A 24958-nucleotide genomic window follows, 5' to 3' on the forward strand; every position below is an offset into this window, starting at 1 on the left:
TGAGCACGGGACCGTGGCTCGGCGGCGGACGGACCTGCTCAGGGAGCGAAGACCCGGTGCGCGGGCCCGGGACCGTGGCTCAGCGGCGGCGCAGGTCCGCGACGCGGGCCGTGCGCTCCAGGGGCTCGGCGCCGAGACCGGGGCCGGGGCCGCGGAACTGGCCGGCGGGCATCCTGCCGCCGCGCTGGACGGGGAGCGGCATCTCCCGGCGGCCCCGGACGCCCGGGGGCAGCTGCTCGGGGGCGGGGACGCCGCTCTGCCCGGTGCCGGCCACGGCGATCTGCACGCCCTGGTCGGCGAGGGCCTGGAGCTCGGTGGCGGCCCGCTCGTCGTGCGGCGGGGGCTCGTCGGTGACCAGGCGGGTGATGACGTCCGTCGGCACCGTCTGGAACATGGTGTCGGTGCCGAGCTTGGTGTGGTCGGCGAGGACCACGACCTCGGCCGCCGCCTGCACCAGCGCCCGGTCCACGCTCGCGGAGAGCATGTTGGACGTGGAGAGGCCGCGCTCGGCGGTGAGGCCGCTGCCGGAGAGGAAGGCGCGGGAGACCCGCAGCCCCTGGAGCGACTGCTCCGCCCCGCTGCCCACCAGGGCGTAGTTGGAGCCGCGCAGGGTGCCGCCGGTCATGACGACCTCGACCCGGTTGGCGTGCGCCAGGGCCTGGGCGACGAGCAGCGAGTTGGTGACCACGGTGAGGCCGGGCACCCGGGCGAGCCGGCGGGCCAGCTCCTGGGTGGTGGTCCCGGCGCCGACGACGATGGCCTCGCCCTCCTCGACCAGGCTCGCGGCGACGTCGGCGATGGCCGTCTTCTCCGCGGTCGCGAGATGGGATTTCTGCGGGAAGCCGGATTCTCGCGTGAATCCGCCCGGCAACACCGCACCGCCGTGCCGGCGGTCGAGGAGTCCTTCTGCCTCCAGGGCCCGTACGTCACGGCGCACGGTCACTTCGGAGGTCTGGACGACGCGGGCGAGCTCGCGGAGCGACACGGCCCCATTGGCTCGCACCATTTCGAGGATCAACTGGCGACGTTCTGCAGCGAACACGAAACTGACAGTAACGTGCGTCGCCGGTGCTTTTCAGCACTATGGACCGGATTGCGGAAGATGCACATGGGCGAGGCCCCCAAGTGGTATGGGGAGCCCCGCCATTGATCCGTTTTGTGCCCCGGCTATGCCCCGTCTTGCCGGGGGTTGTCCGAGTCGGCGAACCGTTCCCGCAGGCGAGGGGCCGTGATCGCCGCCGGGTCCGGCGGGCCGTCAGCCCTCGCCCGAGGTCTTTCGGGTGTGCAACTGCCGTGCCACTTCGGCGATCGAGCCCGACAGGGAGGGGTACACGGTGAAAGCATTTGCGATCTGTTCGACCGTCAGATTGTTGTCGACCGCGATCGAGATCGGGTGGATCAGCTCGCTCGCCCGGGGGGCGACGACACAGCCGCCGACCACGATGCCGGTGCCGGGGCGGCAGAAGATCTTCACGAAGCCGTCCCGGATGCCCTGCATCTTGGCACGCGGGTTGCGCAGCAGCGGCAGCTTGACGACCTTGGCGTCGATCTTGCCGGCGTCGACGTCGGCCTGGGTGTAGCCGACGGTGGCGATCTCGGGGTCGGTGAAGACGTTCGAGGAGACCGTCTTCAGGTCGAGCGGGGTCACCGCGTCGCCGAGGAAGTGGTACATCGCGATCCGGCCCTGCATGGCGGCGACCGAGGCGAGCGCGAAGATCCCGGTGACGTCGCCGGCCGCGTACACACCGGGGGCGGAGGTGCGGGAGACCCTGTCGGTCCAGATGTGCCCGGAGTCCTTGAGCCTGACCCCGGCCTCCTCCAGCCCCATCCCGGCGGAGTTCGGGATGGCGCCGACGGCCATCAGGCAGTGGGTGCCGGAGATGACCCGGCCGTCCGAGAGGGTGACCTCGACCCGGTCGCCGACCCGCTTGGCGGACTCGGCGCGGGAGCGGGCCATGACGTTCATGCCGCGGCGGCGGAAGACGTCCTCCAGGACGGCGGCGGCGTCCGGGTCCTCGCCCGGCAGGACGCGGTCGCGGGAGGAGACGAGCGTGACCCGGGAGCCGAGCGCCTGGTAGGCGCCGGCGAACTCGGCGCCGGTGACACCGGAACCGACCACGATGAGCTCCTCCGGGAGCTCCTTCAGGTCGTAGACCTGGGTCCAGTTCAGGATCCGCTCGCCGTCGGGCTTGGCGTCGGCCAGCTCGCGCGGGTGGCCGCCGGTGGCGATCAGCACGGCGTCGGCGGTCAGCGTCTCCTCGGTGCCGTCGGCCGCCGTCACGATCACCTGGCGGGAGCCGTCCATGGCCTGGCGGCCGGAGAGCCTGCCGCGGCCGCGCAGCACCCGGGCGCCCGCCCGGGTGACGGAGGCGGTGATGTCGTGCGACTGGGCCAGCGCGAGCCGCTTCACCCGTCGGTTGACCTTGCCGAGGTCCACGCCGACGACGCGGGCGGCCTGCTCGACGTGCGGGGTGTCGTCCGCGACGATGATGCCCAGCTCCTCGTAGGAGGAGTCGAAGGTGGTCATCACCTCCGCCGTGGCGATCAGGGTCTTGGAGGGGACGCAGTCGGTCAGGACGGACGCGCCGCCGAGGCCGTCGCAGTCGACGACGGTCACCTCCGCGCCGAGCTGGGCGCCCACCAGGGCAGCCTCGTATCCGCCGGGTCCGCCGCCGATGATCACGATCCGGGTCACTGGGATCTACGCCTCGCGCTCTCGTTCTGCGGGGGTGTGCGGCCCCCGTGGGCTGCAGTGCGTACGCCATTGTCCCGCACGCTTCAAGTGCGTACTCCATTCTCCCGTACGCCGCCCGGTCTCTCGCGCCGGGGCCGGGAAAGCCCACCCAGGACCGCTCGGGGAGCACCCGTACGGCCCCCACCTCGGGGTTCGCCGGACAGCGGCGCCACTCCCGTACCCTCGGTCCCATGTCGCTCTACGCCGCTTACGCCGGCAACCTCGACGCGCGGCTGATGAGCCGCCGCGCCCCGCACTCCCCGCTGCGCGGCACCGGCTGGCTGAACGGCTGGCGGCTCACCTTCGGCGGGGAGCAGATGGGCTGGGAGGGAGCGCTCGCCACACTCGTCGAGGCCCCGCGCCAGCAGGTCTTCGTGGCGCTGTACGACATCGCCCCGATGGACGAGGACTCGATGGACCGCTGGGAGGGCGTCGGGCTCGACATCTACCGGCGGATGCGGGTGCGGGTGCACACCCTCGACGGCGAGGAGGCGGCCTGGGTGTACGTGCTCAACGCGTACGAGGGCGGGCTGCCGTCCGCCCGCTACCTGGGCGAGGTCGCCGACGCGGCGGAGTCGGCGGGCGCGCCGCACGACTACGTGATGGAGATCCGCAAGCGGCCCTGCTGAGGGCGGCGCCGAAGCCCCGCCCGGGGCGCTTTCGTGGGAAACGACAAGACAACGATCGCATGTCCGTCCGCGCCGTCATCTACGCGCGTAGGAATTCTCGGGCTAGGCTTCTTCGCGAACGAATTCCGTCCGGGGCCACCTCCCTCGGACCCCCTCCCCGAGGCGAGAAGAGCCAGTGAACGCTACTGCCACCCCGTACGAGGCCGCCGAGGCCGCGGCCGCGCGTCTGCGCGAGCTGACCGGAGTCGAGAACCACGACGTCACCCTGGTCATGGGCTCCGGCTGGGCCCCGGCCGTGGACGCCCTGGGCGCCCCCGAGGCCGAGTTCCCCGTCACCGAGCTCCCGGGCTTCCCGCCGCCGGCCGTCGAGGGCCACGGCGGCAAGGTCCGCTCGTACCGGATCGGCGAGAAGCGCGTCCTGGTCTTCCTCGGCCGCACCCACTTCTACGAGGGCCGCGGGGTCGCCTCCGTCGCCCACGGCGTCCGCACCGCGGTCGCCGCCGGCGTGAGGACCGTCGTCCTGACCAACGGCTGCGGCGGCCTGCGCGAGGGCATGCGCCCCGGCCAGCCCGTCCTCATCAGCGACCACATCAACCTGACGGCCGCCTCCCCGATCGTCGGCGCGAACTTCGTCGACCTCACCGACCTGTACTCGCCGCGGCTGCGCGCGCTGTGCAAGGAGGTCGACGAGACGCTGGAGGAGGGCGTGTACGTCCAGTTCCCCGGCCCGCACTACGAGACCCCCGCCGAGATCAACATGGTCCGCGTCATGGGCGGCGACCTCGTCGGCATGTCCACCGTGCTGGAGGCCATCGCCGCGCGCGAGGCCGGCGCGGAGGTCCTCGGCATCTCCCTCGTCACCAACCTGGCCGCGGGCCTCTCGGGCGAGCCGCTCAACCACGAGGAGGTCCTCCAGGCGGGGAAGGACTCGGCGGCGCGGATGGGCGAACTGCTGACGCGGGTCCTGGACCGGATCTGACGTCGCCGCAGGGGTCGGAACGGGCGGAGCGGGCCGCTGCGCGGGGCCTCTCCCCCGCCCCGCCCCTTCCCGAACCGGGGCCCGAGCCCCTGGACCCCCGTACGGCCTCCGGCCGTGTTCTCACACGCCGGACGGGCTGAGATCCGGCCCCGCCGGCGCCTTAGGCGCCGGGTCCGGGGCGGAGCCCCGGTTACGGGAAGGGGCGGGGCGGGGAAAGGCTCCGCGCAGCGGGCCACCCGCGCCCCGCACCCGCCCGCACCCCCGCACGCACCACCACCCGCCCCCACCCCGCCGCTCCCCACCGCCCCCACCCCGCCCGCAGACGAAAGGCGCATCACCGTGACGCAGGACGAACTCCTCGCCCGGGCCCAGGCGTGGCTCGCCGAGGATCCCGATCCCGAGACCCGGGAGGAGCTCGGCGCGCTCCTCGACCGGGGCGACACCGACGAGCTGGCCGTCCGGTTCGCCGGGACGCTGCAGTTCGGCACCGCGGGTCTCCGCGGTGAGCTGGGCGCCGGGCCCATGCGGATGAACAGGGCCGTGGTGATCCGGGCCGCCGCCGGGCTCGCCGCGTACCTGAAGAAGGAGGGGCAGGCCGGCGGTCTGGTCGTCATCGGCTACGACGCCCGCTACAAGTCGGCCGACTTCGCCCGCGACACCGCCGCCGTGATGACGGGCGCCGGGCTGCGCGCCGCGCTGCTGCCGCGCCCGCTGCCGACGCCGGTCCTGGCCTACGCCATAAGGCACCTGGGCGCCGTCGCCGGCGTCGAGGTGACGGCGAGCCACAACCCGCCGCGGGACAACGGCTACAAGGTGTACCTGGGCGACGGCTCGCAGATCGTGCCGCCGGCGGACGCCGGGATCGCGGCCGAGATCGACGCCGTCCGGGCGCTGGCCGACGTGCCGCGGCCGGAGGACGGCTGGGAGACCCTCGGCGAGGAGGTCCTGGAGGCGTACCTGGCCCGGACCGACGCCGTGCTGTCCCCCGGCTCGCCGCGGAGCGCCCGCACCGTCTACACGGCCATGCACGGCGTCGGGAAGGACGTCCTGACGGCGGCCTTCGCCCGGCACGGCTTCCCGCCGCCCGCGCTGGTCGCGGCGCAGGCCGAGCCCGACCCGGCGTTCCCGACGGTCGCGTTCCCGAACCCGGAGGAGCCGGGGGCCATGGACCTGGCCTTCGAGGCGGCCCGGGCCGTGGACCCCGACATCGTCATCGCCAACGACCCGGACGCCGACCGCTGCGCCGTCGCCGTGCCGGACGCCTCCGCCGAGGGCGGCTGGCGGATGCTCCGCGGCGACGAGGTCGGCGCGCTGCTCGCCGCGCACCTGGTGCGCAAGGGCGCCACCGGCGTCTTCGCCGAGTCGATCGTCTCGTCCTCGCTGCTCGGCCGGATCGCCGAGGCCGCCGGGGTCGGGTACGAGGAGACGCTGACCGGCTTCAAGTGGATCGCCCGGGTGGACGGCCTGCGGTACGGGTACGAGGAGGCGCTCGGCTACTGCGTGGACCCGGAGGGCGTCCGCGACAAGGACGGCATCACGGCGGCGCTGCTCGTCACGGAGCTGGCCTCGGAGCTGAAGGAGCGGGGCCGGACGCTGACCGACCTGCTCGACGACCTGGCGGTGGAGCACGGGCTGCACGCCACGGACCAGCTGTCGGTGCGGGTGGAGGACCTGTCCGTCATCGCGGACGCGATGGCGGCGCTGCGCGAGAAGCCCCCGGTGCGGCTCGCGGGGCTCCCGGTGGTCTCGGCGGAGGACCTGACCGAGGGCACGGAGTCGCTGCCGCCGACGGACGGTCTGCGCTACCACCTCGACGGCACCTACAAGGCGCGGGTGATCGTCCGCCCGTCGGGCACCGAGCCCAAGCTGAAGTGCTACCTGGAGGTCGTGGTCCCGGTCGCCGACGCGAGCGGTCTGGCCGCGGCGCGGGCGACGGGCACCGAGGTGCTGGACGCGCTGAAGAAGGACCTGGCGGCGGCCGCGGGGCTGTGAGCCGGACGTGAAGGGCGAGGGCCGGTACGGGAGTTCCGTACCGGCCCTTCGTCGTGCCGCCCGATCGCGCTACCCGAAGCGGCCGTTGACGTAGTCCGCCGTGCGCGGGTCGACCGGAGCGCCGAACATCCGCTCCGTGGGGCCGTGTTCGACGATCACGCCGGGCGTGCCCTGCTCGGCGAGGAAGAAGGCGCAGGAGTCGGAGACCCGGGCGGCCTGCTGCATGTTGTGGGTGACGATCACGATCGTCACGTCGGACTTGAGCTCGGCGACGGTCTCCTCGACGCGCCGGGTGGAGGTCGGGTCCAGGGCGGAGCAGGGCTCGTCCATGAGGAGCACGCGGGGGCGGACGGCGAGCGCGCGGGCGATGCAGAGGCGCTGCTGCTGGCCGCCGGAGAGGGCGCCGCCGGGCTGCCGGAGCCGGTCCCTGACCTCGTTCCAGAGGCCGGCGCGGGTCAGGCACTCCTCGACGAGGGCGTCCCGCTCGTCCCGGCCGGCCCGGACGCCGCCGAGCTTGAGGCCGGCGAGGACGTTGTCGTACAGGGACATCGCGGGGAACGGGTTGGGCTTCTGGAAGACCATGCCGATCTCGCGGCGGGCGTGCGTGATGCGGCGGCCCCGGTCGTAGATGTCCTCGCCGTCGAGCAGGACGCGGCCGGACAGGGCGGCGGAGCCGATGAGTTCGTGCATCCGGTTGAGGATGCGGAGGAAGGTGGACTTGCCGCAGCCGGAGGGGCCGATGAGGGCGGTCACCTCGTGGGCGGGCATGGCGAGCGAGACCCGGTCGAGGACCTTGCGGTCGCCGAACCAGGCGGAGACGGCCTCCGCGTCGAGCGCTCCGGCGCGGCCGGTGCGGACGGCCGGCGGCTTCCCGGCGGGGACGGGTGGCAGGGTGGCGGTGTCGGCGAGGTCGGTCACGGTGTCATCAGCTCCACGGCTTTCAGAGGAGGTTGGGCAGGAGGCGGGTCAGCTCGCCGGAGACGAGGACGCCGAGGGCGAGGAGCACGGGGGTGGCGGCGACCCACGTCTGGCGCGGGCCCCAGCGGCGTCGGGCGGCGGCGGTGAGGACGGCGGCGAGAAGGAGGGCCTGGGCGCCGAGGAAGATGTTCGGCCAGGCCGCCGGGTCGCCGGCGAGCGGCTTCTCGGCGTCGGTGATCCAGCCGGGCCGGAGCGGTCGGGGCGGGCTGGGCCGGACCTCGGAGACCAGCTTCGCGTCGACGAAGAGATGGTTCTCGGGGGTGTACGCGCCGCCGCTCGCCGTCACCAGGGTCAGCCTGCCCTCGCCGTCGCGCGGCGCCGGCAGGGTGGGGTCGCCGGGGCGGCGGACGCCCACCACCGCGTACACGGCCTCGCCCTGCCCGGTGGTCACCTCGACGCGGGCGCCGGGCGGCAGCCGGTGGAGGTCGTTGAAGGGGCTTCCGTAGCCCCACTGGCGGCCCATGAGCACGGACTGGCCCGCCTGGCCGGGCAGCGGGGTGTCCCGGCGGTGGCCGGGTCCCGATCTGAGGACCTCCGAGGTGGTGCCCTCGGCGACGACCTCGCGCACGCCGAGGACCGGGATGCGGAGCAGGGCGACGGGGTCGCCGAGGGCGACCGCCCTGCCGTCGTAGGTGGTCTGCCCCACCGGCGCGGTGCCGAGGGCGAGTTGCTCGCGCAGCTCGTCGTAGGCGGTGGACTGGTCGCGGGCGTGCTGGAGGTGCCCGACGACGGTCAGGTTGGCGGCGAAGCCGATGAGGAGGGCGGCGAGGACGCACAGCGCCACCCCGGCCGGGCCGAGCCCGGAGCGGGGGGCGGGTGCCGGTGCGGTCGTCACGGCCGGGTGACCGCCCTGCGCCGGCGGACCTCGATCACGGCGGCGGCGCCGAGCAGGCAGAGCGCGAGCGCGCCGGCCGCGGCGGAGGCGGCGGAGACCGCTCCGGTGGCGGCGAGGGTGCCGCCACCGCCGTGGGGGGTGGCGCCGGAGCCTGAGGACCCGGAGGAGCCGCCGCCGGCCTGGCCGCCGTCGCCGGAGCCGGTGGAGCCGCCGCCCGCCGTGTCCCCGGAGGAGCCCGAGGAGCCGGAGGAGCCGGAGGGGTCGGTGGACGCGGACGGGCTCCCGGTGGTGTCGGGAGTCCCTGAGGCGGACGGGGTCGGCGTGTCCGAGGGCGTCGGCGTGTCCGTCGGGGTGGGGGTGTCCGAGGGGGTGGGGGTGTCGGACGGGGTCGGGGTGTCCGTCGGGGTCGGGGTCGGAGTCGGGGTCGTGGGGGTGGGGGTCGTGGGGGTCGGGGTGGGGGTGGTCTCCGGGCCCGCCGTGAACACGTGGACGAGCTGCGCGGACGTGTACGCGGCCGGGTCGGCGGGGGCGTACTGCGCGAGCACGGGGAAGGTGAGGTTCACCGTGGCGTGCATGGTGGCCGTGATCTCGGCCCGGCCCGCCACCAGTTCCTCGGTGCCGAGCTCCCTCACCTCTCCGGTGGCCTCGTCGAGCGTGACGAAGGTGACCGTGCCCGTCGCGGTGGCCGGTTCGACCCGCGCCCTGATGGGGAAGACCCGGCCCGCGGGCGGGGTGTCGCTGTCGGAGCCGACCTTCAGGTTCGTCGCCTGCCGGTCCATGGCCGACCAGCTCTCGCCCGTCACCTCGATCATCCGGGAGAAGTAGGCGGCGCGCGCGCCCGCTTCGGCCGTCTCGCAGTACAGCCTCAGCTCGTACGCGCCGTCGAGCGGGCCGGACGGCGTGATCTCGCGGAGCCGGTCCTGGAGGGAGGCGTACCCGGCGCCGGATCCGTCGAGGGTCCCGGCGAGGGGGGTGGTGTCGGCCGGGCCGCTCGCCGCGACCTCGCCGACGAGTGTCTCCGGCAGGGTCGGGTCGAGCGGGTTGACGAGCCCGAGGACGCCCTTGACGTAGGGCTTTCCGGCCTCGGCGGGCGCGGGGCAGGGACCGTCGGCGGTGACGGCCGCCGGGCCCGCCGCGAGGGTTCCCGCGGCCGGGGTGAGGGTGAGGGCGCCCTGCCGGGTGACGGCGGAGGCGGGCACGGACAGGGCCAGGACGATCGCCAGGGCACCGCAGAGGAGGGCGAGGGCCGTGAGCAGAGCCACGGGTGACCTGAGGGGTGAGACGCGGTTCATGGGACGGGGTTCCTCCGGAGCGGGTGGACGGCGGGCGAAGGGCGGCGGGCGAAGGGCGGCGGGCGAAGGGCGGCGGGCGAAGGGCGGCGGGCGAAGGGCGGCGGGCGGCGCGGGACGCGTGCGGGGGTACGCCGTGGGGCCGGGCACCCTGGGGTGCCCGGCCGTCGCGCGGGTTACGGGAGCGGGGCGGTCAGCGCTCGCCCTTGAGGGTGGTGGTGCCGCAGTTGGCGCCGAGCGTGCCGAAGCCGTAGTTGGCGATCGTCGTGCCGGCGGCGCAGACCTTGGAGGTGGAGCCGACGAAGGTGGAGGCGATGGTGGCGTTCGTCAGCTTCGGGGTGGGGACGACGTTGTAGACGTCGCGGGTGAAGGGGAAGGCCAGGTTGAGCGTCTTGTCGGCGTTGCGCGCGGCGACCGTGCCGACGGAGCCGAGGACGGCCGCGCCGCGGCGGTCGGTGACGACGGCCTTCTCCTGCGCCGTGTACTGGGCGACGGAGTACGGGGCGATGTCGCCGGCGGTGTCGAGGACGGTGCCGTCGTTCTCCTGGACGCCCTGCTGGACGCAGGTGCCCGGGGTGGTCACGCCGATGGAGGCGAGGAAGAACTGGCGGGTGCCGGAGTTGGACTGCGGCAGGATCGGGGTGAGGGCCACCCCGCCGAGGGACGTGGTGGTGCACTCGTAGATCGCCTTCAGCTGCGCGGCCGTGAGGTCGGACGGCAGGGCGCTGTCGGAGCGCTTCACCCAGGACACCGCGTCCTTGGCGAAGGGGATCCAGGTGAGGTCGGTGGTGGAGGCGTCGGCCGGGCCGCGCGAGGAGCGGGCGAAGTCGAGGCAGCCGGAGTTGGTGTCCACGGCGTTGCGGAGCGCGTCGATGCCGGCCGAGGAGCCGTTCGGGCGGTTGATCACGCAGCCGGTCGCCTTGGTCTTGACGGTGGCGGTGCCGGTGGCGTCCCAGGAGGCGATGATCTTCTGGCCGAAGGCGTTGGTGACGACGTTGCCGAGACCGTTCAGGACGTCCTGGGTCGTGTCGGAGCCGACACCGGCCAGGGTGCGGTACTGGGTGACCGGGCTGGGGTCGGCCTGGGCGGCCGGGGCGAAGGCGGCACCGAGACCGAGGGCGGCCACGGCGAGGGCGGCACCGAGACGAGCGCGGGACTTGACGTTCACTTCTGATCTCCTCCGTGAAAACGGATGTCATGGAATGCACGCACAAGCAGATCCGGATTCTTTTTCCCGGCCGACCCGTCGACCGGCCGGGAACAACGATTCCTTATCGGCGGATCCGGGAACCACCACGTTCAGCCGCTTTTCAGGTTACGAATCCCTGTCCTAGGTGAATCCGCGGGGATCTCCCGCCGGCCGGCGAATCCGAGGACGGCGGGACCCGCGATCCCGGCGATTCCGCCGGCGACCAGGACGCCCAGCAGGACCCAGCGGATCCAGCCGAGCACCCCCGAGGGCGTGGTGCCGGTGCCGGCGGCGAGCTGGGGGCCGGGCGCCGGGCCGGGGCCCGTGCCGCCGTCGGCGCCGGGGCCGCCGACGGTCCCCGCGGGCGGGGCGGAGGACGGCGCGCCGGGGCCCGTACCGCCGCCGTCGGTGCCGGAGCCGGAGCCCGTACCGCCCGCCGACCCGGTGCCGGTCGAGCCGGACGCGGAGCCGGTGCCGGTCGCGGGGGCGCCGCCGGGACCGGCGCCGGGGTCGCTCGTGCCCTGACCCGTCGTGCCCGCGCCTCCGGAGCCGGCGGAAGGGCCGGGGGTGCCGGAGGGTCCGCCCGGTTCGGCGGGCGCGCCGCGTTCCAGCCGGTCGGCGGCCGCGGCCGCCTGGGCCTTGAGCTTCGCGGGGAGCGGGGCGTAGCCGTACGGCAGCTCGCCGGGGCCGGTGCCCTGCCGCTGGCCGGGGCCGGAGGCGTAGCGGATCAGCCGCGCGTAGTCCTTGCGGGCGTCGGCGGGGAGGCTGCTGGAGGAGGCCGCGTAGGCGACCACCGTCAGCGGATAGCCGTCCTTGCCGACCCGCGCCGGGTCGGCGGCGAGCACGCCGGAGACGGCGGAGTCGCGGAACTGTCCGACCGCCTGGAGCAGGGCGGCGGCGGTGGGGCGGACGAAGGTGCCGTCCCGGTTCGGCAGGGCGGCGTGCTCCAGGCTGTACCGGGTGGCGGAGGCGGCGTCGACGATCCCGAAGGCCCGGCGGGCGCCGGGGTAGGTCGTCGCGGCCTTCAGCTTGAGCCCGCCGTTGGCGGTGTCGTCCTCGGCCTCGAACTTCGAGTTGTGGGTGCCCCGCCTGATCCACCGGGCGGCGTCGTGGAGGTCGGTGGCGTACGGCGAGCGGTCGACCGCCCCGTAGGCGATGGTCCGGTCGCCCAGGGTGAGGGTCGTCTCGGTGGGGTCCGCCTTCGGGAATTCGTGGAGTCGGGTGCCCGCGATGTCCAGTTCCTCGTAATGGGGGTTCACCTTCATTCCCCACGGGTCCGCTTTTCCTTCGAGGAAGGCGCGGGCGTCCGGATCGCTCCGCACATAGTCCCAGACGACCGCGGAGGTGTCGGACCGCTCGGCGGAGAGCAGAATTCCGCCGGGATAGTTCAGCTCGCCCTGCCGGAACTCGTCGAATTTCGGATTGAGCGCCAGGAATTCCGGGTCGCGGAGGAGGGAGTTCGGGTTGCCCTTCAGGTGTTCCAGGGGTTCGAGCCCGTGGACGCCGACCCTGACGTCGTACGGGTAGGAGAGCGTGAGCAGCTTGGCCAGGAGCCGTTGGTTGAGCCGCAGGTCCTTCACGAGCCCGATGCCGTCGGCCTCCCAGAAGAAGCCGACGGTGAGCCCGCTGACGGCGACGGGCGCGTGGACGAAGCCGGCCTTCTCGCCGCCCTCCACCGGCTCGACGGTGAGGGCGAGCCCCGGTGAGGTGGGCGTCGGGGCGAGCAGGGCGGTGCGGGCCAGCTCCTCGCCCCGCTGGGAGAAGGTGAAGCGGGTGGTGCCGGTGGCGCACAGGGACGCCTGCCACGAGGTGACGGCCTCGGTCATCAGCTCGGAGCCCGAGATCCGCCGCTCGGCCTTGTCCGCCGGGCAGGGATCGCCGACCGGGAGGAAGTCGAGCGGGAAGACGATCCGCTGGTTCCAGTTGCTCTGGGAGAACGGCGAGCTCTGCGGCCGGCCGTTGTTGCGCGTGCCGTCCGGGTCGAAGGAGCCGCGGGGGACGACGACGAGCCAGCAGGCGCGGCCGCCCGCGCCCGCGCCGCCGGGGTCGCCGCAGCCCAGGTGGGGGGCCTCCCGGGTGGACTGGAGGTTGAAGCCGACCTCGCCGGTGCCGTCGGGCTGGGTGACGGCGTACGCCTCCTCGTTGGTGTCGTTGGGGCCGAAGTAGGTCCAGTCGGTGACCCTCGTCGTGGCCGGCCCGGACACGGGGGTGAAGGGGACGAAGGGGCTGGTCCTCAGCCCCGGCACGTCCGGGTCGGGGATGTCCTCGGTGTACGTCCGCTCCAGGGGGTCCGTGCCGGCGATCAGCTTGCGCTGGCCGACGAAGCTGCCGAGCGAGCCGATGGAGGACATGTTGGTCGCTCCGAACTGGCACTGCTCGCGTTCCGGACCCGCCGGGTCGTCGCCCCAGCACTGCATGATCTGGAGGAAGTTCGTGCCCAGGGCGGTGGGCTCGCCGCCCTTCCACGTCACGCGTACGCCCTGTCCCCGCAGGTCCCGGGTCTGGTGGACGGTCACCTCCAGGCCGGAGAAGTCGTCGTGCGGGCCCGCCGTGCCGCGCTTGGTCACCGCCGAGCCCTCCGGTTCGGCGGCGAGCGCGACGGTGTCCCTCGGGAGCGGGAGGAGGGCGAGGAGGACGGCGGCGAGGAGGGCCCCGAGGCCTGTCGCCCTGCTGCGGCGGTGCTTCACGGGGTGTCTCCCTGGCGTGCGGCGCGGTTCGCCAGGAGGCGGCCGACCAGCGGTGGGGCGATGATGGTGGCGAGGAGCAGGAAGGCGGAGAGGACCATCAGCAGGCCGCGCAGGCCCGCGCCCGATTCGGCGGCGAGGGTCACGGGGGTGCCGACGACGGGGTTCGCGCCCCCGAGGCCGCCCGCGTCGCCGCCACCGCCGGCCGCGCCGCCGTCCGTGATGAGGTCGCCGGTGTCGGGGTCGACGGCGGGCCCGCCGGAGGTGCCGGAGGCGGCACCGCCGGAGCCCGTGCCGGAGCCGGTCCCGGAGGCGGCGCCCGTGCCGGAGGCCGTGCCCCCGGTCGACGCGGTGGAGCCGCCGGTGCCGGTCGTGCCCGTGGTGCCCGTGGCCCCGCCGGAGCCGGTGCCCGCGCCGGTCGCGCCGGTCGCGCCCGTACCGGATCCCGTACCGCCGCCGGCACCCGCGCCCGGGCCCGCGCCGGTGCCGCCGGTGCCGCCGCCCGGTCCGCCGCCGGTCGCGCTGCCGCCGGACGCCGCACCTCCTCCCGTGCCCCCGCCGTCGACGACCGGGGTGGCCACTCCCCGCGCGCCGCCGGTGCCGTCGGCGCACTGCCGCGGGCCCTGCTTGTCGCAGGGCTTCGGCCTCGGGGCGTTCTCGGCGAGGGTGTTGGTGCCGTCGGAGGAGAAGGTGGGGTTGCGGCAGGAGGAGAGGTCCACGGCTCCGGTGGGGGCGCCGGGGATGCGGCGGACCTGGTCGAAGCCGGCCTGGACGAGGTTCTTCGGCAGCGGCGAGTAGCCCAGCTCCTCGGCCTGCTGCTGGCCCTCGCAGAGGAAGTAGCGGGCGAAGGTGCCGAGCGAGCGGCCCTTGTCCCCGGTGTGCGGGGCGGTGTCCGAGGTGGGGACGATCATGTAGCTGTAGCTGGAGAGCGGGTACGCCCGGGAGTCCGTCGCGCGGTAGACGTCGTCGAGGATCTGGGTGAGGTAGTCCGCCGAGGCGCGGTCGGTGTTGATCCGGGCCCTGAGGAGGGCGACGGCGACGGCCTGGGCGGTCGGCTCGACGTAGTGGCCCGACCGGTTGAGGACCTTGACGACGGGGAAGTGGGCGTTGACCGCGTACGAGTACTCGACGTAGGTGATGGCGCCCTCGCCCTGCGGCTGGCGGACGTGCGCCGAGACGCCGAGGGAGCCGGACTTGGCGACCGCCGTCGTGCCGGGCACGACGGGGAAGTACGAGGTCATGCCGCAGGGGGTGGAGCGGCCGGCTCGGCGGCAGTGCTCGTTCCAGACCGCGCCGTGCTCCTTGGCGAGCCAGGTGGTGAACTGGGCGGTGGTGCCCGAGCCGTCGGAGCGGACCACCGGCACGATCCGGCGGGCGGGGAGGGTGAGGCCGGGGTTGTCGGCCTTGATCTCGGGCGCGTTCCACATGGTCAGCTGCCCGGTGAAGATCCTCGCGAGGACGGGGCCGGACAGGCGCAGGTTGGTGACCTGGCGGCCGCCGATGCGGAGGTTGTACATGAAGGCGGTGCCGCCCGCGACGATCGGCATGTAGGCGTACCCGCGGCCGGGCGGGACGTCGGTGGCGCCGCCGTCGGTGAGGCCGTACGGGATCTCGGAGACGGCGAAGTCGACGGTGCCGTTCTTGAACTGCTCGCGGCCCTGCGAGGAGCCGTTGGCGTTGAAGTTGACGGTCAGGCCGATGTTGGCGCCGATGTTGCGCCGCCACTGCTCGACGGCGTTGGAGCTCCAGGTGGAGCCGGAGCCGGTGATCTTGGTGTAGCCGGCGGCCTGGGCGGCGGGCGGGCCCGCGAGGAGGGCGAGCAGTGCGCAGAGCACGGTGCCCAGGCCCAGGAGGGTGCGGGTGAGCGGGACGGGCGATCTCACGACGTGCTCCTCGGAGGTGCGGGCGGGTGGGGAAGGAGGGAGGCGCGGGCGAACCGGGCCGCGTCCTCCCGCGAGGCCGCCGCCCGCCGCCGCTCCTGGCGCTTCGTCAGCTGCCCGGGTCCGCGTCCGCCGGCGATCCGGGCGAGCACGAAGAGGAGCAGGACGAGCAGCATCAGCACGGCGGCGGTGCCGAACCCGCGGGCGATCATGTTCGGTTCGGGCGACTTGACGAGTTCGAAGGTGGCGAGCGGCAGGGAGACCTGGGCGCCGGCGGTCGGCAGCGCGTTCAGCTCGGCGGTGAAGCCGGCGGTGAGCAGCACCGGCGAGGTCTCCCCCACCCCGCGGGCGGTGCCGAGGATGACGGCGGTGGTGAGACCGGAGCGGGCGGTGGGCAGGACGACGTGCCAGACCGTGCGCCAGCGCGAGGCGCCCATGGCGTACGAGGCCTCCCGCAGGGTGCCGGGGACGAGCCGGATGACGACGTCGGAGGCGCGGATGATGATCGGCAGCATCATCACCGAGAGGGCGAGGGCGGCGGCCAGGCCGGAGCGCTCCATGCCCAGGGCGAGGATGACGGTGGCGTAGACGAAGAGGCCGGCGACGATCGACGGCAGCGCGGTCATCGCCTCGACGATCGTGCGGACGAGGCGGGCGAAGGGGCCGGGGACCTCGTTGAGGAAGACGGCGCAGACGATGCCGGCCGGGACGGTGAGGACGAGGGCGATGCCGACCTGCTCCAGGGTGCCGACGACGGCGTGCAGGACGCCGCCGACGTCAAGGGGTTCGAGCGGTCCCGCGAGGCTCATGTCCTCGGTGAAGAAGTTGAGGTGGACGAGGGCCTCGCGGCCCTCCCAGAGGGTGAAGGCGACGACGAAGACGAGGACCGCGAGGAGGATGAGCCCGAGGGTGCGGACGACCACGCCGGCGACCCGGTCGCGGACGGCGGGGCCGTCCTCGTCGAAGGAGACGAGCAGGGCGTACAGGCCGAGGAAGAGGGCGTACGCGACGAGGACGAAGCCGACGGTGCCGGAGAAGGGCAGCAGCCGGGCGAAGAGCAGCCAGGTGAGGGCGAGGGCGGCGGCCGCGGCGCCGAGCACGGCGTAGACGTCGGTGGCGCGCGTGCCGGTGGTGGCGCGGCGGCGCTCGGGGCCGGCCGGCGGGGCCTGTCCGGCGGGTGGCCGCGGCGCCGGCCGCTCCGGGGCGATGGTCATAGGGGTTCCCCCTGTTACGCGTCGCTGGACGCGCCGGAGCGGCTGCGGGCGACGATGGACGAGGCGGCGAAGTTGACGATCAGGGTCATGACGAAGAGCGCGAAGCCGGCCGCCATCAGCGCGGACATGCCGAAGGCGGTGGCCTCTCCGTAGCGCAGCGCGATGAGCGAGGAGACCGAGCTGGTGCCGGTCTGGAGCACGTGCCACTGGATGGTGAAGACCTGCGAGATGACCATGTAGACGGCGATGGTCTCGCCGAGGGCGCGGCCGAGGCCGAGCATCGTGCCGCCGATCATGCCGCCCTTGCCGAAGGGCAGGACGACGGCGCGGATCATGCCCCAGCGGGTGGCGCCGAGCGCGTACGCCCCCTCGCGCTCACCGGCGGGGGCCTGGGAGAAGACCTCGCGCATGATCGAGCAGATGATCGGGGCGACCATCATCGCGACGACGAGCCCGGCGACGAAGGTGGAGGAGGTGTAGACGGTGGGCGGGGCGAGCGGGTCGTCCGGGTCGGCGCCGTCGACACGGAGGAAGGGGATCCAGCCGAAGTGGGCGGAGATCCAGCGGGCGATCGGCAGGATCGATTCCTCCAGCCAGAACACGCCCCAGAGGCCGTAGACGACGGAGGGCACGGCGGCCATCAGGTCCACGGTGGAGATCAGGGTGCGGCGCAGCCGGGGCGGTGCGTACTCGGAGATGTACAGCGCGGCGCCGGTGGCGAGCGGGACGGCCACGACGATCGCGACGAGGGCGATGAGGACGGTGCCGAGGAGGACGGCGGCGATGCCGAACTTCCCGGCGTCGGGCTCCCAGTTCTCGGTGGTGAGGAAGGATCCGCCGGCCCGGTCGAGGGCCTGCCAGGCGCGGTGCAGGAGGAAGCCGCCGACGAGGAGCATCACGGCGAGGACGAGTCCGCCGCCGGTGCGGGCGACGCCGCGGAAGACCCGGTCGGCCGGGCCGGGGTCGGCGTACAGCCGTCTCGGCGTGTCGGGCGGGCCGGCGGGCCGCGCTGCGGGGGCGCCGGGCGGCGCGGGCGGATCGGTCGTCTCGGTCGTCACGGGAAGGACACAAGTCCGGCCCGGTTGACGTGCCCGCCCCGCGAGGTGAATGAGGGGCGCCCGAGAGGCAACTTCCGTTCACCATAAGGAGGTTGAGCTCCAGTGGGTGGCCTCGGCGGCCAGCAGGGAGCGGAAGCGGTCGTAGGCGGAGCGACAGGTGGAGTGGCGCTCGTACGCCCTTCCGGAGAGGGCGGCGGTGCGGCCCTCGGTATCGCGCAGCAGCCAGACCCAGCCGTTGCCGCCGGCGGTGTGCTGCACCCCGCCGCCCATCGCCGCGTGCCCGGCGCAGAGCGCCGCGAAGGCGGCCCGGCAGGCGGCGTGGTCGGTGAAGCACTGCCCCGACCGGGCCACCACCCGCCCGTTCTGCGCGACAAGCCGCCAGCCGTATCGTCCGTCGGCTCTGACGTCGACCAGACAACGTGTTCCGGACACACCGGTGCCCTTGGTCATTGCCCCCACCCCCACAGTCTCGGCACGGGCAATCTATTGACCCGGCCCGGATCGTTGGGAGCCAAACCAACCGCGCGAGGCATGCTTCACCCCGCCGTTGCCCCTAGGACACCGGTGGGGCGGGGAGCGGATCGGGGGCTCAGCCGGTGGCGACGAGCACCACGAGGAGGATCAGGCCGACGACGGCCGGGGCGATGATCTCGTACGCCCAGCGCACCTGCGGCTCGCCCTGCGTCGCGGCGTCGCTCCGCCGGCGCTCGGCCATCTCCCGCAGGTCGGCGACGTTCTGGTCGCTGGGCGCGGTGCGCGCCGCGCTGTCCCGGACGTCGGCGGTGACCGAGGTGCGTCCGTGGGGGTCGTCGTGGGCGGCGCGGGCGGCCCTGCGGGCGGCCCGCTTCCGCTGCCGCAGCGAGACGGGGACGGCCCACAGCTGGTACTTCGCGCCGCCCTCGGTGAAGACCTCGCTGGAGTAGCCGGCCCGGATGTCGGCGACGGACCCCCAGGGCAGCAGGATCGAGCGGAACGGGTTGCGGATCCGGAGCCGGTCCTCGCCGGCGTACACGGCGGGCCGGACGGTGAAGGCGACGATCAGCGGCACGGCGACCAGCAGCGCCGCCAGCGCGAGCCAGGGCGCCCTGCCCTCGCCGCGCACCAGCGCGTCGATCACGAAGACGAGCGTCAGGACGAGGAGGAAGACGCCTCCCGCGATGGCGAAGGGGGAGCGGTAGACGCGTTCGGCGGGGGGCGGCTCGGAGGGCGTGGGGCTCGTCATGCCGCCGATTGTGCCTCAGGAGGCGCCGGGAGGCTCGGGCGCCCCGCTCGGACCCGCCCCGGCGCCCGCCGGACCCCCGGGACCGGCCTCCATCGGCCCTCCCCCGGCATCGCCCGGCCCCCGGCGCCCGCCGGATCTCCGGGACCGGCCCTCCCCCCGCCCCCGCCCCGGCCCCGCCCCGGAGCGACCGGGCGGAAGGAAGGGTGCTCAGGCCTTCCCGCCGGCGGCGAGGTCGGCGTACAGGATGATGTTGTCCGGCCGGTGCCCGTCGACGAGTTCGCCGCCGCAGGTGATCACGCGCAGTTCGGGGCGGCGGGTGTCGCCGTAGACCTTGGCGGTCGGGAAGGCGTCCTTGTCGACCTGTTCCAGCTCGCGGACGCGGAAGACGGCGGTGGTGCCGTCCGCGCGGGTCACGGTGATCTCGTCGCCGACCCGGACCCGGGAGACGTCCTTCAGGACCGCCGGCCCACGCTCCGTGTCGAAGTGCCCGATGAGGACGGCGGGCCCGGTCTCGCCGGGCGTGACGCCCTTCCCGTACCAGCCGATCCGGTCGGCCTGCGCCACGGACGGCACCTCGACGGTGCCGTCGGCGTTCAGCCCGAGCTCCAGGATCCCGCGGGCGTCCACGGCGGCCGAGGGCAGCTGGACCCGGACGGGCAGCGAGCGGGCGAGCGGCCGGACCGGTGCGGCGCTCGCGGTGGGGGCCGGCGCCGCGGACCCGGCGATCCGGGCGGGCGGGGTGGCGGTCGTACCGGTCCCGTCCGAGCAGCCGGCGAGCGCGGCGAGGAGGGCCGCGCAGAGCACGGCGGAAGCGGTACGGCGGTGGCGGTGGTGCTGGTGGTGTTTCACGGGCGGGCTCCGGCGGCTGGGGTCCGTACGACGGGCGGCCGGCCGTCACGGGGTGGATGACGGCCGGCCTGGGACGGGTGGAACGCTCCGGGCTCGGGTCGTGGGCGAGGAGCGGGGCGCACGGGATGTGCGGGGTGCACGGGGTGCACGGGGTGCACGGGGTGCACGGGATGCGCGGGATGCGCGGCGTACGCGGGGCGCACGGGATGCGCGGGGTGTACGGGTCAGCCCCGGGTCGCGGCGGAACGGCGGCGCAGCACGGTGAAGCCGAGCCCCGCGGCGGCCAGCGAGGCGGCGGCGCCGACCGCGACCAGCGTGCCGGGGCCCTCCTCGGCGGCGAGCTCGGCGCCGGCCGCGACCCCGCCCTTCGGGACGACGGAGGTCTGGCCGCCCTGCGGGGTGGCGCCCTCGCCCCGCGCGGAGGTCCCGCCGCCCTGCGCGGCGGGGGCGGCGTTCAGCGCGCAGCCCTTGGGAAGCTTCGGGAAGGCGTGCGTGCCGCCCTTCGTGTCGCCGCCCTGGGTCTTCGTGTAGAGGGACGGGGTGGCGCTGTGGGCGTCGACGATCCGGGCGATGATGCCGGCGTCCTTCGGGAGCGACGGGCGGGCGCGGTCGAGGACGGCGATGAGCTTGTCGTCGCCGGCGGTGATCAGCTTGGCCTTCGGACCCTCGGGGCTCATGATCAGCTTGGCGCCGGTGCCCGCGCCGATGTCCACGAAGCGGGTGACGGTGCACTCGCCGAGGGCGTCGGGGTCGGTGTCGACCGGGGTCTCCTCGCCCTGGCCGCCGCCGCCCATGCCGTACGGCTGCGGGGCGGCCTGCTTCGCGGAGCCGGGGATGTGAGCGGCGAACTGGCCGTCCGCCTCCAGGACCACGACGGCCCCGCCGAAGCGCAGCACCCGGCGCTCGCCGTTGGCGTAGGCGTAGGGGCCGCCCCGGTCGGTGACGGGGTCGATGAGCCGCAGGCCGAAGGAGCCGTTCTTCGCCTGGAGCTCCACCACGGTGCCGTCGGCCAAGCGGTAGATGCCCGGGCGGTTCGGGGCGACGTTGCCGACCCAGTTGTGGGTGGTGCCGTCGGGGTCGAGGACGAAGAACTCGCCGTTGTCCTGGCCGGCGACGGAGATCCCGTACGCCTTGAGGACACCGACCGGGTGGCCGTCGCGGAACAGCTCGGCGCGGTGGTTCCCGGCCTTGACCTTGTAGATCTTGGCGACGGTGCCGCCGATGAGGGTCTGGGTGCGGACCGGCGTGCCCGTCGTGGTGGCGGCCGCGACGGCGCTCACCTCGCCCGTGGAGTCCAGGGTCACCGCGTACCCGGCGAAGACCTTGGTCTCCTTCGGCGGGTGGCCCGCCCCGGCCTTCAGCTCGCCGAGCACCGTGCCGCCCTTCAGGACGGTGGCGCTGTGGTACGGGTGCTGGTCGCCCCGGGCGTACACCTCGGCGGAGAGCCCGCCGGCGAGCTGGACGGTGCGCAGCGGGGCGGCGGTGGGGGCAGCGACTTCGGCGGTCCCGGCACCGGCGGTCTCCGCGGCCTTGCCGGGCGCGGGCGCCGCCGCCTTGCCGTCCGGGGTGGTCGTGGAGGCGGGCTTCGCGGCCGGGGTCGTCGTGGCGGCCGGCTTCGCTGCCTGGGCCGGAGCGGCCGGCTTCGACGCCGGAGCGGCGGCGGCGGGCTTCGGCGCCGGGGTCGTCCCGGCGGCGAAGGCGCTGCCGGCCGCGAGGACCGGGGTGGCGGCGACGCCCGCGACGAGCGCGGCGGCGAGGGCGGTGCGGAGGGCGGTGCGCATAACGACTCCCGAAGAGGTCCGGCGGTGGATGATGCAGAGCCGCATGCCGCTGACATCTCCTCGGGGAGGGCCGGTGAGTTCTCGCTGGCTGCTGATGAATAATCTAAAGATCTTGTATGGGGGAGCGGTCCGCTCCGTGTCACGAGCACGTGACAGCCGTCACCGCCCCGACGGACCTTTCGCGCGCCGCCCTTCGCGCCCCCCGCGCGCCGCGTCGACGCGCCGCACCACGCCGTCCCGCGCCCGTGACCTCGGCCTCCTCGGACGCCCTCCCCTGTACAGGTCGCTACGCGCGTAGATATGCTCGACTGGTGACCATGCCCACCACTGCATCCGCAGCAGCAGCTTTCGCCGACGTGACCGCGTCCGAGAGCACGCTGCGCCGCTTCCTCCACGGGCTGCCCGGCGTCGACGCCGTGGGCCTGGAGGCGCGCGCCGCGTCCCTCGGCACCCGCTCGATCAAGACCACGTCCAAGGCGTACGCCATCGACCTGGCCATCTCCATGATCGACCTGACCACGCTCGAAGGCGCGGACACCCCGGGCAAGGTCCGGGCCCTCGCCGCCAAGGCCGTCCGCCCCGATCCGACCGACCGCACGACCCCGACGACCGCCGCCGTCTGCGTCTACCCCGACATGGTGGCCACCGCCAAGGCCGCCCTCGCGGGCTCCGACGTCAAGGTCGCCTCCGTCGCCACCGCCTTCCCGGCGGGCCGCGCCGCCCTCCCCGTGAAGCTCGCCGACACCGCCGACGCCATCGCCGCCGGCGCGGACGAGATCGACATGGTCATCGACCGCGGCGCCTTCCTCGCAGGCCGCTACCTGGAGGTCTACGAGCAGATCGCCGCGATCAGGGCCGAGTGCGGCGACCGGGCGCGACTCAAGGTGATCTTCGAGACCGGCGAGCTGTCCACGTACGACAACATCCGCCGCGCCTCCTGGCTCGGCATGATGGCGGGCGCCGACTTCATCAAGACCTCGACCGGCAAGGTCGCGGTCAACGCCACCCCGGCCAACACCCTGCTCATGCTGGAGGCGGTGCGCGACTTCCGCGCCCAGACCGGCGTGCAGATCGGCGTGAAGCCCGCCGGCGGCATCCGCAACACCAAGGAAGCCATCAAGTTCCTGGTGCTGGTCAACGAGACCGCCGGCGCGGACTGGCTGGACAACCACTGGTTCCGCTTCGGCGCCTCCAGCCTGCTCAACGACCTGCTGATGCAGCGCCAGAAGATGGCGACCGGCCACTACTCCGGCCCCGATTACGTGACGGTGGACTGATCGACATGACCTCCCCCTTCGAGTACGCCCCCGCGCCCGAGTCGCGCGCGGTCGTCGACATCGCCCCGAGCTACGGCCTGTTCATCGACGGCGAGTTCACCGACGCGGCCGACGGCAAGGTCTTCAAGACCGTCTCCCCCTCCTCCGAGGAGGTCCTCTCCGAGATCGCCCAGGCGGGCGAGGCGGACGTGGACCGCGCGGTCAAGGCCGCCCGCAAGGCCTTCGAGAAGTGGTCCGCGCTGCCCGGGGCCGAGCGCGCCAAGTACCTCTTCCGGATCGCCCGGATCATCCAGGAGCGCTCCCGCGAGCTGGCCGTCCTGGAGACCCTGGACAACGGCAAGCCGATCAAGGAGACCCGCGACGCGGACCTCCCCCTGGTCGCCGCCCACTTCTTCTACTACGCGGGCTGGGCCGACAAGCTCGACCACGCCGGCTACGGCGCGAACCCCCGCCCGCTGGGCGTCGCCGGCCAGGTCATCCCGTGGAACTTCCCGCTGCTGATGCTGGCGTGGAAGATCGCCCCGGCGCTCGCGACCGGCAACACGGTCGTCCTCAAGCCGGCCGAGACCACCCCGCTGTCCGCCCTCTTCTTCGCGGACATCTGCCGCCAGGCGGGCCTGCCGAAGGGCGTCGTCAACATCCTCCCCGGGTACGGGGACGCCGGCGCCGCCCTGGTCGCGCACCCGGACGTGAACAAGGTCGCCTTCACCGGCTCCACCGCCGTCGGCAAGCAGATCGCCCGCACGATCGCCGGCACCGACAAGAAGGTGACGCTGGAGCTGGGCGGCAAGGGCGCCAACATCGTCTTCGACGACGCCCCCCTCGACCAGGCCGTCGAGGGCATCGTCAACGGCATCTTCTTCAACCAGGGCCAGGTCTGCTGCGCGGGCTCCCGCCTGCTGGTCCAGGAGTCGATCCAGGACGAGCTGCTCGACAGCCTCAAGCGCCGCCTCTCGTCGCTCCGCCTCGGCGACCCGCTCGACAAGAACACCGACATCGGCGCCATCAACTCCGAGGAGCAGCTGGCCCGCATCACCTCCCTGGTCGCGCAGGGCGAGGCCGAGGGCGCCGAGCGCTGGAGCGCCGCCTGTGACCTCCCGGAGGCGGGCTACTGGTTCGCCCCGACCCTCTTCACCAACGTCACCCAGGCGCACACCATCGCCCGCGACGAGGTCTTCGGCCCGGTCCTGTCGGTGCTCACCTTCCGCACCCCGGACGAGGCCGTCGCCAAGGCCAACAACAGCCAGTACGGCCTCTCCGCCGGCATCTGGACGGAGAAGGGCTCCCGCATCCTCGCGGTCGCGAACAAGCTCCGCGCCGGCGTCGTCTGGGCCAACACGTTCAACAAGTTCGACCCGACCTCGCCCTTCGGCGGCTACAAGGAGTCGGGCTTCGGCCGCGAGGGCGGTCGCCACGGCCTGGAGGCGTACCTCGATGTCTGACACGACCCGACTCTCCGTCTTCAAGACCTACAAGCTGTACGTCGGGGGCAAGTTCCCCCGTTCCGAGAGCGGCCGGGTGTACGAGGTGACCGACTCCAAGGGCAACTGGCTGGCGAACGCCCCCCTCTCCTCCCGCAAGGACGCCCGTGACGCGGTCGTCGCCGCGCGCAAGGCGCAGGGCGGCTGGGCCGGCGCGACCGCGTACCTGCGCGGCCAGATCCTCTACCGCGTCGCCGAGATGCTGGAGGGCCGCCGGGACCAGTTCGTCCGCGAGGTCGCCGAGGCCGAGGGCCTGTCGAAGTCGAAGGCGGCCGCCCAGGTCGACGCGGCGATCGACCGCTGGGTCTGGTACGCGGGCTGGACCGACAAGATCGCCCAGGTCACCGGCGGCGCCAACCCGGTGGCGGGTCCCTTCTTCAACCTCTCCACCCCGGAGCCGACCGGCGTCGTCACCGTGCTCGCCCCCCAGGAGTCGTCCTTCCTGGGCCTGGTCTCGGTGGTCGCCCCGGTCATCGCCACCGGCAACACGGCCGTCGTCATCGCCTCCGAGAAGGCCCCGCTCCCCGCCCTCTCCCTGGGCGAGGTCCTGGCCACCTCCGACCTCCCCGGCGGCGTGGTCAACATCCTCTCCGGCAAGGCCTCCGAGATGGGCCCGCACCTCGCGGCCCACCTGGACGTCAACGCGATCGACCTGACCGGCGCGGACGCCGACCTGGCCAGGGACCTGGAGATCGCGGCGGCGGACAACCTGAAGCGCGTCCTGCGCCCCCGTACCGAGGACTTCACCGAGTCCCCCGGCACGGACCGCATGACCGCCTTCCTGGAGACGAAGACCGTCTGGCACCCCACGGGCTCCCTGGGCGCCTCCGGCTCCTCGTACTAGCCCCACCTCCGCGAGGCCCCCGGCGTGTCCGCACCCGGGGGCC

The 24958-nt window shown here is 74.0% G+C and carries 20 protein-coding genes; 6 read left to right on the forward strand and 14 right to left on the reverse strand.

The annotated features are described in order from the left end of the window. Positions 1–79: 79 nt before the first annotated feature. Together ACF1BN_RS28645 and ACF1BN_RS28650 are read right to left on the reverse strand one after the other, a co-directional pair. Positions 80–1042, reverse strand: coding sequence for a DeoR/GlpR family DNA-binding transcription regulator (locus tag ACF1BN_RS28645; RefSeq protein ID WP_392334480.1), 963 nt, complete (start codon positions 1040–1042; stop codon positions 80–82). A 213-nt stretch (positions 1043–1255) separates the two neighbouring features. After that, positions 1256–2695 (reverse strand): NAD(P)H-quinone dehydrogenase, encoded by a 1440-nt coding sequence (locus tag ACF1BN_RS28650; RefSeq protein WP_392334481.1) that lies wholly within the window; start codon positions 2693–2695, stop codon positions 1256–1258. Between the two features lie 230 nt (positions 2696–2925). Here ACF1BN_RS28650 and ACF1BN_RS28655 point away from each other — a divergent pair, with 230 nt between their 5' ends. The 3 genes from ACF1BN_RS28655 (at position 2926) to ACF1BN_RS28665 (ending at position 6334) form a co-directional block, all read left to right on the forward strand. After that, a complete protein-coding gene (locus ACF1BN_RS28655) occupies positions 2926–3363 on the forward strand; it encodes a gamma-glutamylcyclotransferase (RefSeq protein WP_189847237.1) in 438 nt (145 codons plus the stop codon). A gap of 175 nt (positions 3364–3538) precedes the next feature. Beyond that, positions 3539–4342, forward strand: coding sequence for a purine-nucleoside phosphorylase (locus tag ACF1BN_RS28660; protein ID WP_392334482.1), 804 nt, complete (start codon positions 3539–3541; stop codon positions 4340–4342). Between the two features lie 333 nt (positions 4343–4675). Further along, the gene (locus ACF1BN_RS28665; protein WP_392334532.1) at positions 4676–6334 is read left to right on the forward strand and encodes a phospho-sugar mutase; all 1659 of its coding nucleotides are present in this window, start codon (positions 4676–4678) and stop codon (positions 6332–6334) included. 69 nt (positions 6335–6403) lie between these two features. Here the strand turns inward: ACF1BN_RS28665 and ACF1BN_RS28670 are convergent, their stop codons facing one another. From ACF1BN_RS28670 to ACF1BN_RS28725, 12 genes are all read right to left on the reverse strand, one after another. After that, complete coding sequence (locus ACF1BN_RS28670; RefSeq protein ID WP_392334533.1) at positions 6404–7225, reverse strand: phosphate ABC transporter ATP-binding protein; 822 nt, start codon at positions 7223–7225, stop codon at positions 6404–6406. A gap of 49 nt (positions 7226–7274) precedes the next feature. Next, complete coding sequence (locus tag ACF1BN_RS28675) at positions 7275–8147, reverse strand: sortase (protein WP_392334483.1); 873 nt, start codon at positions 8145–8147, stop codon at positions 7275–7277. After that, positions 8144–9409: a hypothetical protein gene (locus ACF1BN_RS28680; RefSeq protein WP_392334484.1), complete on the reverse strand. Its 1266-nt coding sequence runs from the start codon at positions 9407–9409 to the stop codon at positions 8144–8146. Before ACF1BN_RS28680 ends, ACF1BN_RS28675 begins: the two co-directional genes overlap by 4 nt. Before the next feature lie 220 nt (positions 9410–9629). Next, complete coding sequence (locus ACF1BN_RS28685) at positions 9630–10604, reverse strand: hypothetical protein (RefSeq protein WP_392334485.1); 975 nt, start codon at positions 10602–10604, stop codon at positions 9630–9632. Between the two features lie 131 nt (positions 10605–10735). Continuing rightward, the gene (locus ACF1BN_RS28690) at positions 10736–13312 is read right to left on the reverse strand and encodes a hypothetical protein (protein WP_392334486.1); all 2577 of its coding nucleotides are present in this window, start codon (positions 13310–13312) and stop codon (positions 10736–10738) included. Further along, complete coding sequence (gene pstS, locus ACF1BN_RS28695; RefSeq protein WP_392334487.1) at positions 13309–15192, reverse strand: phosphate ABC transporter substrate-binding protein PstS; 1884 nt, start codon at positions 15190–15192, stop codon at positions 13309–13311. Before pstS ends, ACF1BN_RS28690 begins: the two co-directional genes overlap by 4 nt. Further along, on the reverse strand, positions 15189–16403 hold the full coding sequence (gene pstA, locus ACF1BN_RS28700) for a phosphate ABC transporter permease PstA (protein ID WP_392334488.1): 1215 nt from the start codon (positions 16401–16403) through the stop codon (positions 15189–15191). Before pstA ends, pstS begins: the two co-directional genes overlap by 4 nt. Before the next feature lie 14 nt (positions 16404–16417). Next, positions 16418–17461: a phosphate ABC transporter permease subunit PstC gene (gene pstC / locus ACF1BN_RS28705; protein WP_392334489.1), complete on the reverse strand. Its 1044-nt coding sequence runs from the start codon at positions 17459–17461 to the stop codon at positions 16418–16420. A gap of 78 nt (positions 17462–17539) precedes the next feature. Next, positions 17540–17911 carry a DUF1508 domain-containing protein gene (locus ACF1BN_RS28710; RefSeq protein WP_392334490.1) on the reverse strand — a complete coding sequence of 124 codons (372 nt, stop codon included), beginning with the start codon at positions 17909–17911 and terminating at the stop codon, positions 17540–17542. Positions 17912–18050: 139 nt separating this feature from the next. Next, entirely contained in the window at positions 18051–18683 is a 633-nt protein-coding gene (locus ACF1BN_RS28715) for a PH domain-containing protein (RefSeq protein WP_392334491.1), read from the reverse strand. 207 nt (positions 18684–18890) lie between these two features. Beyond that, positions 18891–19532, reverse strand: coding sequence for a class F sortase (locus tag ACF1BN_RS28720; RefSeq protein ID WP_392334492.1), 642 nt, complete (start codon positions 19530–19532; stop codon positions 18891–18893). Positions 19533–19756: 224 nt separating this feature from the next. Further along, positions 19757–21313, reverse strand: coding sequence for a hypothetical protein (locus tag ACF1BN_RS28725; protein WP_392334493.1), 1557 nt, complete (start codon positions 21311–21313; stop codon positions 19757–19759). A 317-nt stretch (positions 21314–21630) separates the two neighbouring features. Here ACF1BN_RS28725 and deoC point away from each other — a divergent pair, with 317 nt between their 5' ends. From deoC to ACF1BN_RS28740, 3 genes are read left to right on the forward strand one after another with little or no spacing between them, the layout of a single operon-like run. Continuing rightward, the gene (gene deoC, locus ACF1BN_RS28730) at positions 21631–22590 is read left to right on the forward strand and encodes a deoxyribose-phosphate aldolase (RefSeq protein WP_376602226.1); all 960 of its coding nucleotides are present in this window, start codon (positions 21631–21633) and stop codon (positions 22588–22590) included. 5 nt (positions 22591–22595) lie between these two features. Then, positions 22596–24032, forward strand: a complete 1437-nt coding sequence (locus ACF1BN_RS28735; protein WP_392334494.1) for an aldehyde dehydrogenase family protein — start codon at positions 22596–22598, stop codon at positions 24030–24032. Next, complete coding sequence (locus tag ACF1BN_RS28740; protein WP_392334495.1) at positions 24025–24915, forward strand: aldehyde dehydrogenase family protein; 891 nt, start codon at positions 24025–24027, stop codon at positions 24913–24915. The genes ACF1BN_RS28735 and ACF1BN_RS28740 overlap by 8 nt, the downstream gene beginning before the upstream one ends. Positions 24916–24958 lie beyond the last annotated feature (43 nt).

The organism is Streptomyces sp. NPDC014861 (assembly GCF_043081625.1).
Lineage (GTDB): Bacteria > Actinomycetota > Actinomycetes > Streptomycetales > Streptomycetaceae > Streptomyces.